Origin of the sequence: Lonepinella sp. BR2474, from assembly GCF_051851555.1 — a bacterium.
In the GTDB taxonomy this organism is placed as follows: domain Bacteria; phylum Pseudomonadota; class Gammaproteobacteria; order Enterobacterales; family Pasteurellaceae; genus Lonepinella.
Genome location: NZ_JBPDVH010000002.1, coordinates 95,011 through 108,379, shown reverse-complemented (window position 1 = coordinate 108,379; position 13,369 = coordinate 95,011). Strand labels below are relative to the sequence as shown.

At 40.8% G+C, this 13,369-nt stretch carries 15 protein-coding genes and 1 tRNA gene; 8 read left to right on the top strand and 8 right to left on the bottom strand.

Annotated elements, in window-relative coordinates; genetic code table 11:
• Positions 1 to 103: 103 nt before the first annotated feature.
• The 7 genes from ACTG7Q_RS03290 (at position 104) to ACTG7Q_RS03260 (ending at position 6,196) form a co-directional block, all read left to right on the top strand.
• The gene (locus tag ACTG7Q_RS03290) at positions 104 to 454 is read left to right on the top strand and encodes a phage GP46 family protein (RefSeq protein ID WP_439241512.1); all 351 of its coding nucleotides are present in this window, start codon (positions 104 to 106) and stop codon (positions 452 to 454) included.
• Positions 455 to 468: 14 nt separating this feature from the next.
• Complete coding sequence (locus ACTG7Q_RS03285) at positions 469 to 1,539, top strand: baseplate J/gp47 family protein (RefSeq protein ID WP_439240858.1); 1,071 nt, start codon at positions 469 to 471, stop codon at positions 1,537 to 1,539.
• A 3-nt stretch (positions 1,540 to 1,542) separates the two neighbouring features.
• Positions 1,543 to 2,133, top strand: coding sequence for a YmfQ family protein (locus ACTG7Q_RS03280; RefSeq protein ID WP_439240856.1), 591 nt, complete (start codon positions 1,543 to 1,545; stop codon positions 2,131 to 2,133).
• A gap of 24 nt (positions 2,134 to 2,157) precedes the next feature.
• A complete protein-coding gene (pilV, locus tag ACTG7Q_RS03275) occupies positions 2,158 to 3,972 on the top strand; it encodes a shufflon system plasmid conjugative transfer pilus tip adhesin PilV (protein WP_439240854.1) in 1,815 nt (604 codons plus the stop codon).
• Positions 3,972 to 4,556: a DUF4376 domain-containing protein gene (locus ACTG7Q_RS03270; RefSeq protein ID WP_439240852.1), complete on the top strand. Its 585-nt coding sequence runs from the start codon at positions 3,972 to 3,974 to the stop codon at positions 4,554 to 4,556. The genes pilV and ACTG7Q_RS03270 overlap by 1 nt, the downstream gene beginning before the upstream one ends.
• A complete protein-coding gene (locus ACTG7Q_RS03265) occupies positions 4,546 to 5,022 on the top strand; it encodes an enoyl-CoA hydratase (protein WP_439240850.1) in 477 nt (158 codons plus the stop codon). The genes ACTG7Q_RS03270 and ACTG7Q_RS03265 overlap by 11 nt, the downstream gene beginning before the upstream one ends.
• A 61-nt stretch (positions 5,023 to 5,083) precedes the next feature.
• On the top strand, positions 5,084 to 6,196 hold the full coding sequence (locus ACTG7Q_RS03260) for a DNA primase family protein (RefSeq protein WP_439240848.1): 1,113 nt from the start codon (positions 5,084 to 5,086) through the stop codon (positions 6,194 to 6,196).
• 201 nt (positions 6,197 to 6,397) lie between these two features.
• Here ACTG7Q_RS03260 and ACTG7Q_RS03255 read toward each other — a convergent pair whose 3' ends face one another.
• The 8 genes from ACTG7Q_RS03255 to ACTG7Q_RS03220 all read right to left on the bottom strand — a co-directional run bounded on the left by ACTG7Q_RS03255 (position 6,398) and on the right by ACTG7Q_RS03220 (position 12,390).
• A complete protein-coding gene (locus tag ACTG7Q_RS03255) occupies positions 6,398 to 7,606 on the bottom strand; it encodes an integrase arm-type DNA-binding domain-containing protein (RefSeq protein WP_439240846.1) in 1,209 nt (402 codons plus the stop codon).
• 202 nt (positions 7,607 to 7,808) lie between these two features.
• Positions 7,809 to 7,893: transfer RNA gene (locus ACTG7Q_RS03250), tRNA-Leu, on the bottom strand.
• A gap of 26 nt (positions 7,894 to 7,919) precedes the next feature.
• On the bottom strand, positions 7,920 to 8,270 hold the full coding sequence (gene secG / locus ACTG7Q_RS03245; RefSeq protein ID WP_439240844.1) for a preprotein translocase subunit SecG: 351 nt from the start codon (positions 8,268 to 8,270) through the stop codon (positions 7,920 to 7,922).
• 101 nt (positions 8,271 to 8,371) lie between these two features.
• On the bottom strand, positions 8,372 to 10,312 hold the full coding sequence (locus ACTG7Q_RS03240; RefSeq protein ID WP_439240842.1) for a DNA topoisomerase III: 1,941 nt from the start codon (positions 10,310 to 10,312) through the stop codon (positions 8,372 to 8,374).
• 11 nt (positions 10,313 to 10,323) lie between these two features.
• Positions 10,324 to 10,608 carry a YciI family protein gene (locus ACTG7Q_RS03235; RefSeq protein ID WP_439240839.1) on the bottom strand — a complete coding sequence of 95 codons (285 nt, stop codon included), beginning with the start codon at positions 10,606 to 10,608 and terminating at the stop codon, positions 10,324 to 10,326.
• A 14-nt stretch (positions 10,609 to 10,622) separates the two neighbouring features.
• Positions 10,623 to 11,084 (bottom strand): acyl-CoA thioester hydrolase YciA, encoded by a 462-nt coding sequence (yciA, locus tag ACTG7Q_RS03230; RefSeq protein ID WP_439240837.1) that lies wholly within the window; start codon positions 11,082 to 11,084, stop codon positions 10,623 to 10,625.
• Positions 11,085 to 11,087: 3 nt separating this feature from the next.
• On the bottom strand, positions 11,088 to 11,624 hold the full coding sequence (locus tag ACTG7Q_RS03225; protein ID WP_439240835.1) for a septation protein A: 537 nt from the start codon (positions 11,622 to 11,624) through the stop codon (positions 11,088 to 11,090).
• 1 nt (position 11,625) lies between these two features.
• Positions 11,626 to 12,390, bottom strand: coding sequence for a hypothetical protein (locus ACTG7Q_RS03220; RefSeq protein ID WP_439240833.1), 765 nt, complete (start codon positions 12,388 to 12,390; stop codon positions 11,626 to 11,628).
• A gap of 288 nt (positions 12,391 to 12,678) precedes the next feature.
• Here ACTG7Q_RS03220 and ACTG7Q_RS03215 point away from each other — a divergent pair, with 288 nt between their 5' ends.
• The gene (locus ACTG7Q_RS03215; protein ID WP_439240831.1) at positions 12,679 to 13,326 is read left to right on the top strand and encodes an OmpW/AlkL family protein; all 648 of its coding nucleotides are present in this window, start codon (positions 12,679 to 12,681) and stop codon (positions 13,324 to 13,326) included.
• Positions 13,327 to 13,369: the final 43 nt, after the last annotated feature.

Here is a 13,369-nt window from a genome sequence, read left to right as displayed (position 1 = left end):
AAAGTGCGGTGTTTTTTTAGCGAGTTTTGGGGTTTTAAAGGGAGGAGATGTGCTGAATTGGCTCATCTCTTTTATTTGGGCTGAAAGACGAAAAATGGCGATTATGGATAGAGAAATTCACCCTCTCACTGGGGATTATACAGGTGAGCAGATTAATACGCTACAAAATGCGGTGTATGTGCGGTTGACTACCCCACTGGGTTCTTGGTGGGCAGATCCTTTGTTGGGGTCGCTGTTGCATACCTTGGCTCGTGAAAAAGATGTAGAACGGGTGCGGTTGTTGGCGCAACAGTACGCTGAGGAGGCGTTGCAACCGTTGTTAGAGGATGGGCGTGCAGCGGAGATTAGCGTCACGGTGAGTCAGTGGCATGCAGGGGCGTTGTTGTTAGCCATTGCTGTGACGGATTTGAGCGGTCAGGCGTTTGTGTTTAAGCATAATGTAAAAGTGATTTAAAAGGGGTTTAAAGCATGTTTAATGTGCCAAGTTTTGAGGTGATTCGCACGACGATTCTGCGTGATTATCAGAGTTTGGATAGTCGGGCAGATGTGAGTGTGGACAGTGACCATTATGCCCGTGCGTCGGCGTTGGCTGCGGTGGCAGAGGGCGTGTATGCCCATCAAAAATGGTTGGTAAAACAGTTTTTCCCTGATACAGCGGATACGGCATTTTTGGAAAAACATGCGGCGTTGCGTGGGATTCGGCGAAAATCGGCAACACTTGCTAGTGGTGTGGGTAGTGCCACGATTACAGGTCAAGCGGGTGCGGTGATTGCGTCAGGCGTGCAGATTAAGACGGCGGATAATCGGTTTTATGTGGTGACGGAACAGGCTACGGTGAATGCTCAAGGGGTGGCAAAGGCGAGTGTGCAAGCCTTGGCGGTGGGCAGTGAGAGTAATATTTTTTCCGCCGTGAAAGCGACGTTTATGTCTCCGCCTGCGGGTTGTCAGTCGGAATTGTTGTTGACCAATGTGGTGGGTGGGACAGATCAGGAAACGGATGCGTCTTTGTTAGCCCGTTTGCTTGAGAAAATTCGCCGTCCTGCGGCGGGAGGCAATCGGTATGATTATAAAAACTGGGCCTTGGATGTGGACGGGGTGGATGCGGCTTATGTGTATCCGTTACGGCGTGGGTTAGGAACGGTAGATATTGCGATAACCAGTGATAATAATGTGCCGAGTGATGAAACGGTGGCACGGGTGCAGGCCTATATTGATACGGTGCGACCGGTGACGGCGAAAGAGAGTTTGGTGGTGAAACCTAATGTGACGAGGGTGAATTTTACGATTGAAGTGAGTTTGTCGGGGATCACATTGGCGGAGGCGCAATCTTCTATTTATGCTGCATTGGTGGCGTTCTTTAATGGCTTAAATCCAGGCGATAGCTTGGTGGTGTCGCAATGTGAGGCGGTAGTGAGTGATTTGGTGGGGGTGGTAGATCGGCGATTTATTACCCCGAAAGCGAATTTGAAAGCGGATGTGGTGAATAAAATTGAGTGGTTTCGGTTGGGGAATGTGCAGGTGCGGTTAATGGGGGCGTAATGGGTGAGTATTGAGCATAAGCAAGTGTTAGCGGGGCTTTATCCGCCCGTAGCCTATGATATTAATGGCGAGCAGTTTTTGATTCAATGTGAGGTGGATGGCAAGGCGTTTGACCGTTTGCAACAGAAAGCCACGGAAGTTTTAAATGCAATTTCACCTGAAGAAAGTGGCTCGCTGTTGGCGGACTGGGAGCGTGTGTGTGGGTTGGTGACAGATTTAAGCCTGAGTTATAGTGAGCGAGTGAATCGGGTGATTGTGCAGTTAAATGCGGTGGGCGGGTTGTCTATTCCCTATTTTACTCAGTTGGCAGAGAGTATTGGCTATAAAATTGTAATTAAGGAATTTTCACCGTTGCAGCATGATTTGCCTGATCCTGGGGACATTGGACAATTTTATGGGGAACCTGAAGATCGTTTGATTTTTATGTGGCGTGTAAGCGTGATCAATGGGGAAAACAATATTGTATATTTTCGAGCGGGAAATAGTTGTGCGGGCGAGCCGTTGGTGGGATTTGGAGATCCGATTATTGAAACCTTTTTCCGTGATTTGAAACCAGCCCATACTTATTGTTATTTTGCCTATCCCGTGAGTTAAGACGGCAGTTAAACAGGAGAAAAGATGAAAGATTTATTAACGAAAATTGACAGCGAAGATGGTCTGTTCCATAACGGCAACCCAGCCACGGGGACGGCGGGAACCAGAGTAAATGATGTTTGGCTAAATGATGTACAAGCGAGCTTGCGAGATGTGGGGGGGGAGCTGAGCTATTTGTTGAGCAAGGCGAATATGCGTCCCGTGCCGTCTGATACGACGCAGGTGTATAAGGCGATTAAGCAGATTATTGGGGCGGAGCGTCCGCTTTATTCGGGTTATGACAAGAATGATGAGAGTTTAGGTGCGACAGCTAAGGCTGTGAATGTATTGAAAGGGTTTATTGATAGTAATACAAGAAACTTTGCTAACTACATTCCGAATAGCAAAAAATCCAATGCAGTGAATTCAAGTTCTGCTGATAACGTGGCCACCAGTGTGGCGGTGAAAACCGCCTATGATAAAGGGGTAGAAGCAAAAACTGCAGCAGATAAGGCGCAACGTACGGCTGATGAGAAAGTGAGTAAATCGGGTGATACGATGACTGGTGAGCTTAGACTAGAAAAACGTGTTGTCCGCTTTATCAAAAATAATGAGTTGTTAGGCTATGCTGGTGTCCCAAGCCCAGAATCAGAGTTAATTCGCCTTTGCTCCAACAAATGGAATAGCTATATTGAACTGCAAAACGGAAAGGTCGTTAGCCCCCAACCTTATTATGTCGGCAATGATAAAGTAGCGTTAGAAACGTGGGTTAATAATAGTTTTGTTAAAAAAACTGGCGATACGATGACCGGTACATTGCAAATTAATGCAGCAGATAGCTATGTTCGTGGGCAGCGTAGCGGTAAAAATATTTGGTATGTTGGCACCACGTCATCAAGCTCAGAAGATGTTGCGTTGAATAATTATGCCAAAAACACTAGTATTCAATTGCAAGATAACCAAGTGGCTATTAACAAAGATTTACAATTACCCAATGAAGGAGCGGTAGTTTTCGGGAGTAACAACCGAAACAACAAAAATGTTGACCATATCCACTTTTCAGATGGGGATAATCAGCCAGGGACTTATTATTTTTGTGCCGATGCCGCTTATAAAGGCAAAGAGGCTAATTCAATGGCAGATATTGCCACAGGTTGGTTACGCACTTATGGCAATAAAGGCTGGTATTCGCAAACTTACGGTGGCGGTTGGTGTATGACTGACTCTACTTGGATTCGTTCATATGGTAATAAAAAAGTCTATACAGGAAACAGTGAGAATGATGCATTTTATACTTTAGGTGGTGTGCGTGCGAACAATGGATTTTACTGGGGTTCGCAAAGTTTAGATAACCGTTATTTAAAACAAACAGGTGGAACTTTAACTGGCGTATTAGAGTTAAATTATAACAACGGCTATTCACAAATTAATCAGCACAATAAAGACGGAAAACATGCTCGCATTGAAGTTACACCTGATAATAGTAATGCGTTCTATCAAATAAGCTATCGTACAACAAACCCAGATAAACCAATACATGTAGTTTATTTTGCTAAAAAATCAGGCACCGTAGCATTACTAGATGATATAAAAAATAATGTTGTTGTCTTAAGCGGATATATAGTCCACGGTGGGACTATTCCTTTACCTAATGGATTTACTGAAAGTCAATGTAAATGGATGGTTTCCATGAATTCTGATAACCCAACTAGTAGCACATGGGATATTTTTGAAAGTGGTGCACACATGCACTATCGTTTTGAATGTTATGCTCATACTCGTAAAGTCACGGCGAAAGCATATCATAATGGATCTGAAATAGTGGGTGTAGCTAATTATATCATTATAGGAGTGAAATAATGTTTTATATCTTTGACCCTAAAGGCAATTTTATTGCCAGTTGCGACTTTGCCCCCAATCTTGAAGATTTAAATGAACGTCAAGAAAGTGCAGTGGAAAGTGAGGATAAATTTATTAATCCAGTTTTACACGAAGGACGGATTTTAGAAAAAGGTATTGCTCCGTCCAATTATCACCAATGGAACGATACTGAATGGATTTTACCAACTGAAAAACAAGCAGAAATTAAAGCAGAGCAACAAGCCCAAATATGGGAACAAATAAAACAGAAACGCTACGATAACGGACGCAATGGCGTGTATGTCAAATCGGTGGATAAATGGTTTCACACCAACGATGTGAGCCGTCAACAATATACCTTTCTGCGAACTTTAGAGAGTTTTCCTGATACCGATTGGAAAGTGATGGACAACAGTTTTGTAAAATTAAATAAAGCCTTGTTAGATGAACTTTCTCTGGCTATGTTCAACCATGAACAAGCTGATTTCAAGAATGCAGAAATGCACCGCATGAAAATGTTGCAAGCAGAAAATCCACTAGATTACGATTATTCAACCGGTTGGAGTGCGATTTATGGAAACTAAGATTTATTTAGCTTTTTACAAAAATAAGCGTTCATGGCGACAAGAGCCGTTAAAAGCCTTAGCAGATTGTGTCACCCGAAAACTGACGAAAGGGCAATATTCTCATTGTGAAATTGTGGTGGAGAAAACAGTATTCACTAAAGGCAGGCACTACGAGCAAGAAAGCCAGTTTGAATGCTATTCTGCATCTGTTCAAGATGGAGGTGTGCGTTGTAAGGGAATCAATGTGAAAGATGGTAAGTGGGATTTAATTGAGCTTAAAAATATCACTGAAAGCGAGATTAAAGCCTATTTTAACCAAACTAAAGGCAAAAAATATGACTGGTGGGGAGCCTTGGGTGTGGTACTTGGTATTAAGCAGAAACGCAGTAAATTCTTTTGTAGTGAGTGGTGTTTTAATGCCATTTACAATAGTCAAAACGGCTGGCGGTTTAGTCCGAATGATTTGGCGGTGATGGTGAGATAATATAATAACAATTTTGGTTTTTAAGTTTGATTAAAAGTCAGTTTTATTTGCATAGTTTTTGATGTGGGGCTATGCAAATAATTGTGGTGTTTTATGCAAAAAGTTTTGGCGGTTTACAAATAATGGCATTTTAAACCGCACTACGGGCGAATTTAAGCCACATACAAGAGATTTATATTTAACTAATATGATTCCCTATGATTATCAAAATAACGCCGTAGCAACGCCGAATTTTGATAAATGGCTTGATTTTGTTTCAGATGGAAACGCCGAGAAATCAAAGAATATTTTAGCCGCACTTTATGCGATTTTAACCAATCGTTACGACTGGCAGGTATTTTTTGAGATTAACGGCGTAGGCGGATCAGGCAAATCTATTTTTGCTAATATTGCTACAATGTTGGCAGGCAAGCAAAACACCGCATCAGGTTGTTTATTTGATTTAGATACCGCAAGGGATCGGGCGCCATTTTTTAATAAACGGCTGATTATTTTACCCGAACAGACAAAATACGGCGGTAGTGGAGCAGGACTAAAAGGTATTACAGGCGGTGATATGTTGAGCATTGATCAAAAATATCAAACTAGATTTGATGCAATAATTAAAGCGATTGTTTTGATTGTGAATAATGAGCCGACTATGTTCGCTGAACGAGAAGACGGAGTAGATCGACGCAGAGTCATTTTCAAGTTTGATAAATCTGTTCCACCTGAACACAGAGATGAAAAATTAACCGATAAACTTTTATCGGAATTTGGCGGCATTGTTCGCAAATTACTAGACACCTTCAAAGATCCAGACGAGGCGAAAAAATTATTAGATGCTCAAAAAGACAGTAAAGAGGCGTTAGAGGTTAAAATAGCGTCAGATCACATTACTCAATTTTGCCAATATTTCGAAACTAGAGAATTAATAGAGGGGATGTTTATTGGTAATGCTCAGCAAGCAAAACGAGAGAAAACACATCTATATCCTGCTTACTGTTCATTCATAAGTGCATTAAATATCAATCACGGATTATCACTAAATAATTTTTCAAACTCACTTAGACAAGGATTAAAGCAACACGGGAACAAACACGAATTTCAAAAAAAGAGAACAAACGATGGAGTGAAAACCAACGTTTTTTATCGTAATTTTGAAGAGTTCTTTAATGAGTTCATAAAACCATAAAGGCGAAATAGTAAGTAAAAATAGGGCGAAAAGCCCTTTTTTTTATGAAAAAAGTGAACACCTTTATAAAAAAAAGGTGAACACTTTAAATATGTGTTCATACCATAATATATTGATTTTAAAAATAAAATTAGATTTTGGTGAATAGTGAACACCTTATAGCAAAACAAAAAACACACAGCACAAAACACAACGCACATTTTATATTTTTGGAGTGCTTTTTTCTATGTATTCACTCCATAATTGCATTACTGATTTTCTTTGTTCTAAATAATTAGAACGATTGTACGCACGTCTAACCCGATCTTTAATTCCATGCGATAAACAAGCCTCAATAACATCTGGCGAGATAAATGGCTCATATTCGTTTAGGTAGGTACTAGCAATAGCTCGTAAGCCGTGGCCGTCTAATTTATTTTTGTAACCTAAATCAATCAGCGCTTTATTCACCGTTTGGCTGTTCATTGGTTTATGTGGATTTCTGGCACTTTGAAAAACATATTGCTTGTTACCGTTGAATTGTTGCATTACATTTAAAATCTCAAGCGCTTGAGTAGATAACGGTACAATATGCTCATTGCGTTTTTTCATTCTTTTAGCCGGAATCGTCCATAATTTTTGATTTAAATCAATTTCAGAGCATTCAACATTACTTGCCTCAGATGGGCGAACCATTGTTAAAAGTTGGAATTTAATCAAGCATCGAGTAAATAGCGTCAGTTTTGAGTTATGGATTTTAAAAAGTAGAGTTGGTAATTCTTCCGGTCTAATTGTGGGATGGCTTTCACTTTGACCGAAATTAAAAACTTCATTCACATTTAAGCAAGGATTAAATGGCAACAAGCCACTATTGACGGCATACGTCAAGATCTCATTAATCAAGCGTATGACACGTTTTAATGTATCGCCTTTGTTCTGTTGGTTTAATGGTTCAAGGGATTTAATGACGAGATTTGGCAAAATGTCTGCAACGGGCATATTAGCCAAAAAAGGAAACGCATAAATTTCTAATCGCCGCCAATTTTTTTGCAAGGTCAATGGCTCAATTTCTTTGGTTTTTTTCTCTTTCCACTTATTGGCAACTGATAAAAAACTGTTTTCTATTTGGGCGGTTATATCCGCTTTCTGTTGATTGCGGTGTATTTGTGGGTCAATGCCTTGAGCAAGTAGCGTGCGGTATTCCTCTTTTCTTCTTCGAGCATCCGCCAAAGTAACTTCAGGATAAATGCCAAGGCTAATATCTGTTCGTTTGTTGGTAACAGGTTTTACATAATTAAACCGCCATAGCTTTATGCCGGTGGATTTTACAAGTAAATAAAGTCCTTGCCCATCAGCAAGTTTATAATCTTTATCTTTTGTTTTTGCCTTAGAAATTTCGGTTGCATTAAGTGGCTTTGTAGTACGTGGCATAAGGCTTTCCCCTGTTTTTAGTAGTACGCAATTTTGCAGTATCTTTGGAGTATAGTAAGATCCTACATAGGATACTACTAAAATCCGCAATAAGAAACGATTGACTACGAGTGGTTACGATAAGCAAAAACACATTAAAGTCTGATTTTACTAGAAAAAACAAAGCCTTTCGAGTGGTTACGAAAGGCTACGTTAAAAGACTTGGTGCGCTGAGCGGGACTTGAACCCGCACGCCGTGAAGCACTACCCCCTCAAGATAGCGTGTCTACCAATTCCACCACCAGCGCATGTTGTTTTGAGGTTAAATTAACTGTTAGTTTTGCGGAATATCTGCATTTTTATTTTCTTCAACGGTTGGCGCTACTGCTTTTTGTTGTTCTAACTGTTGTGCAGCTTGAGATAAGTCGTCAAATTTACCCTCTTTTACTTTATCATGGTGAGAGTTTAAGTTGCCAAGCACGATACTTGAGGCGAAGAAAATAATCGCTAAGACAGCCGTAGTACGAGATAAAAAGTTACTTGAACCCGCAGAACCAAATACCGTACCAGAGGCACCGCCACCGAATGAGGCACCTGCATCAGCGCCTTTTCCTTGTTGAATCAGGATAAAACCGATCATCACGACGGATACGATAAGGTAAACAAATAATAATGCGTTGTACATTGTAAATTCTTCTCTGTTATCAATTTATAATTTAAAAAACGTGTGGATATTACCGAATATTTCGTGTTTAATCAAGGCGTTTTTATTCGGTTGATGAAAATCTAAGCGGAATTCACCGCACTTTCTGGTTTATTTTTTGTTTTCGCATTTCCTTTGTTAAATTTCGGCTTGGCTGGATTGTTTGCCACCGTACTTAATTGGCGTAATGCGGAGAAATTCACGTAATGCACTAAATCCGGTAACATTTGTGTGAGTTGCCACATAAAGTGTTGATAATTCGTTTCTTTTTTACTAATACTGGTTAATTGTGATTCCCATTGTGCGGTCATGTCGGGTTGGGTCGCCATATCGGGTAAGGCCTGAATTAAAATCCGTCCAGTGTCGGTGCTGTGGATATTTTTACCTTTTTTAACTAAAAAACTGCGTTTAAATAATAATTCAATAATGCCCGCTCTAGTGGCCTCGGTGCCTAATCCATCCGTTTCACGTAGGATTTTTTTCAATTCTTTATCTTGCACAAAACGTGCAATGCCCGTCATGGCGGAAAGCAAGGTGGCGTCCGTGAACGGTTTGGGGGCTTGCGTTTTTTTACTGACAATTTCCCCGTGATGACAAAAAAGTAATTGCCCTTTTTTGACGATGGGTAACGGTGGGGATAATTGTTCTTCGTCATCTTCTTTGCCGATTAACTCTTTCCAACCGGCAATTTGTAAGTTGCGAGCTTGGGCAATAAAGGTGCCGCCCGCAATGGTTAAGGTGATTTTGCTTTTACGATATTCCGCATCAGGACAAAATTGCATGAAATATTGACGAGCAATAAGTTGGTAAATTTGCTGTTCTCTCAAATTCAAATTGACGGGGCGGTTTTTGGCAGTCGGAATAATGGCGTGGTGAGCCTCGACTTTTTTATCATTCCAACAACGATTTTTTTGTTCTAAATTCACCGCACTTGGCACATTCTGATATTCGGCACAATGCGTGGCAATGGCTTGTATGACTTTATGGCGGTCAGCAAAATGCTCATTGGGTAAATAACGGCAATCGGAACGGGGGTAAGTAATAATTTTGTGTTTTTCATATAAATCTTGGCATGTGTCTAGCACTTCTTGGGCAGACAGGCCAAAACGTTTTGCCGCATCAATTTGCAACGCCGAAAGGGAATAGGGCAGTGGGGCGGTTTCTTTTTCCCGTTTATCTTCATAAGCTGTGACTTCAGCAGGTTGTTGGGTGATTCGTTTCACCACATTTTCAGCTAAACCTTTTGATAGCACTCGGCCGTCATCATCTTGATAATCTTCGCAGGCTTTGCTCGGTTGCCAAAGTGCGGTGAAATTTGCCGGTGTTTGTTCATCATGGGAGAGATGGGCTAATACTTCAAAAAAATCTTTTGGTTGAAAATGTTCGATTTCTAAATCACGGCGAACGATCAAGCCTAACACGGGCGTTTGCACCCGCCCAACAGACAGCACGCCATTGTAACCCGCTTGGCGACCTCGAATGGTGTAGGCTCGGGTCATGTTAATGCCATACAGCCAATCGGCTCTAGCTCGGGCTAAAGCTGATGTGGCAAGGGGAATAAAATTGCGATTGGGTTGCAATTTATTGACCGCTTTTTCCACCGCACTTGGGTTTAAATCACTGATTAAACAACGTTGGATTTGCGGGTATTTGTCGGCCGGTAAATTGGCGTAGTTAAACACTTCATCCACCAATAATTGCCCCTCTCTATCGGGGTCGCCTGCGTTAATCAGAATATCGGCTTGGTGAATGAGTTTTTCTACCGTTTTTAACTGTTTAGCCACTTCTTTGCGTGGTATTAATTGCCATTTTTCCGGTATGATCGGCAAATGCTCCAACCGCCATTGTTTAAAATTGGGGTTGTAAGCATCAGGTTCGGCTTGCTCAAGCAAATGACCGACACACCAAGTGACATAATCCTGTTCGCCACAGCGAATAAAACCGTCACCACGTTGATGTGGCTTGGGTAAAATATCCGCAATGGCACGTGCCAAGCTCGGTTTTTCTGCAACAAATAAACGCATTCAGTAAAAAATTAAAACACTTTTTTGAACGGTTTGATGATCACATCACCATATACGCCTGCGTCCACATAAGGATCCTCACTGGCCCATTGTTGCGCTTGCTCAATAGAATCGAATTGTGCAATAACCGTGGAACCGGTGACGCCAGTGCCATCAACGGTTGGATTGGGGCCTGCCGTTAAGAGGCGATTTTCTTGTTGAAGTTGTTCTAAACGAGCCAAATGTTGGGCACGCACAGCCAAGCGTTTTTCTAACATATTGGGTTTGTCTTGCGCAAAAATCACATAATATTCCATATAAAACTCCTTAATTACACATTTTCGATCATAGCTAGCGCTTGATCTAATTCGGGATTATCCTCACGAGGAATGGCTTTGGGTTTCCCATTTTTATCAATCGCCACATAGGTAAATAACGCCTCGGTGACACAATAGCGATCACGTAATCCTTGGTACACTTTTTTGATCCAAACATCCACTTTCACTTGTAAGGAGGTTCGTCCCACTTTGACCAGTTTCCCATAGCAACAAACCACATCACCGACCGCAATGGGTTGTAAGAAACTCATTTTGTCCACGCAAACCGTGACCACAGGGCTTTTCGCAATTTCTTTGGCTAAAATCGCCCCGCCAATATCCATTTGCGACATAATCCATCCGCCAAAAATATCCCCATTGGCATTGGTATCAGAAGGCATGGCGAGGGTTCTTAATAAGAGGGTGCCGTGGGCTCTTGCGTCGACGGGTTGCTCGGTTACGGTATTACAACTCATATATCACTCCTTGTCTTTCGGTAAATAACGATAAATATAAACGCCTGTGCCAAGGGTGGCAACAAAGGTCATGGCTAAAATGCCAAAGGATTTAAATTCCACCCAAACTTCTTCGGAAAAGGCTTGGCTAATATAAATATTCACCAACATACACAGGATAAAAAAGATGGCCCAAGCAAGGTTAAGATTATGCCAAACCGCTTGTGGCAGTTCAATTTCTTTACCCAATAATTTTTGAATTAGCGGTGTTTTGAAACCAAATTGCGCCACCAATAAAATCAGCGCAAACAAACCATAAACAATGGTTACTTTCCATTGTAAGTATTTAATTTCATTAAAATAAGCGGTAAGTAAACCGAAAAAAACGACCGCACTTCCCATCACGATTTGTTGTTTTTCAATTTTGCCGTATTTCCATTTTAAAATAATCAGTTGCAAAAGCGTGGCAATCACCAAGGTAATTGCAGCCTCACGTACGCCGGCCAGTTTATAGACGACGAAAAATAAAATAAGTGGAATAAATTCTAACAATTGTTTCATATCAAGCCTGCTGATTGAATACGCTGTAAAAGCGGTAAGTAAACACAATGGAGAACACATTAATCAATGACATAATGATTAAGGCGATCACAGTTAACAGAAAATTTTGAGCGAGTAAGGCCAGTTGAAAGCCAATCAGCGGAAAGAATAAATAGCTGATTGTGCAATAGAAAAACAACACAGAGGCACGTCCTTTGGCAGAATTAAGACTATTTTGCACCGCACTTTTTAAGGTTTCATTGGCCACTAAATAACGAACCGGTGCCAAGCACAAGCGAATTAAAATAAAAATCCCCGACACCATTAAAAACAGGCTCACAAAAGAAAGTGAGGATTGACTTAACACGCCCGCAATGGTGCCGATTGCGCCGATAAAAAAGGGCAAAAAGCACAGTACAGTGAGCAGAATAATGCCAATTAAGCGACTGAATGTCAGCCCCGCCATGTGGGCTAATCGTGGCGATTGACGTTGACTAATGTGATGAACGGTTAAGGTACCCCAATAGACAATAAACACGGTGGCAAGGCCTTTTGCGAGGGTGAACCATAAAAAGGTTAAGTCACTGCTTTGTTGGAGTAAGACGTCCATTTGTTGTTCTTCAGTCAAACTGTCAACATTTTCCAGAACAGGAAAAATCGCCTGTTGCAACAGGCCAAAACCCGCCGAGGCTAACACAAAGAGAGAGAGAAAGATGAACGCAAACTTTCGTTCATTTTGTAAAAAATGCCAACTGTCTTTAAAAAGTTGGGTAAAATTGATCGGCATGGCTTTTCCTTTTCGCACATCACAAATTCTTCGCCTAATTATACCGATTTTAAGGATAAATGTATAAAAAAGTGAGAAATTGATTTTCATCAACGTAGCGGGTTTGTTTAAAAAATTAACAAATAAGTAAAAACAATAAAAATTTTTTAACAATCTTTCAATTTTATGATCTAGATCACAGTTTTTATTTTCCAAAAGGGGTATATTTCTCCTCGTGTTAAACACATATTTTTTTTATGGGTATAATCTAGGGAATAAACCCCCTAATAAATAATCAAGGAGATCAATATGAAAAAATCAGCATTAGCAATCGGTTTAGCCACAGCGTTATTAAGCAGTGTGGCCATGGCTCACCAAGCAGGTGATGTGTTAATTCGTGCTGGTGGTATTTTTGTTAACGCCAACTCTCATTCTAAAACCACAACTGCAACTGAAATTGGCTTAGAAGTGAATAATAATGCACAAGTCGGTTTAACAGGAACTTACATGTTCACTGATAATATCGGTTTAGAATTATTAGCAGCCACACCGTTCTCTCACCGTGTGACAGCTAATGTGCCAGCATTGGGTGCAAATTTAGGTAATGTTGTTTCCCTTAAACATCTTCCACCAAGCCTTTATGCACAATATTATTTCTTAGATAAAGATGCGGGTTCTCGCCCTTATGTGGGTGTGGGTATTAACTATACTCGTTTCTTTGATGCGGAATCAACCAACCCTGCCATTACTAATTTAAGAGTGAAAAAACACTCTGTTGGCCCAGTGGCTAACTTAGGTATTGACATTAAATTAACTGATGACCTTTCTTTGAATGCGGCAATGTGGTATACACATATTCGCACCAAAGCGAATTTCACTGCATTAGGTGCAGAACATGAAGTGAAAATCAAATTAGATCCAGTTATTTACTTCGCTGGTTTAACTTATCGTTTCTAATTAACTGATTTAATCACTAACCTCGTACATTCGTACGAGGTTT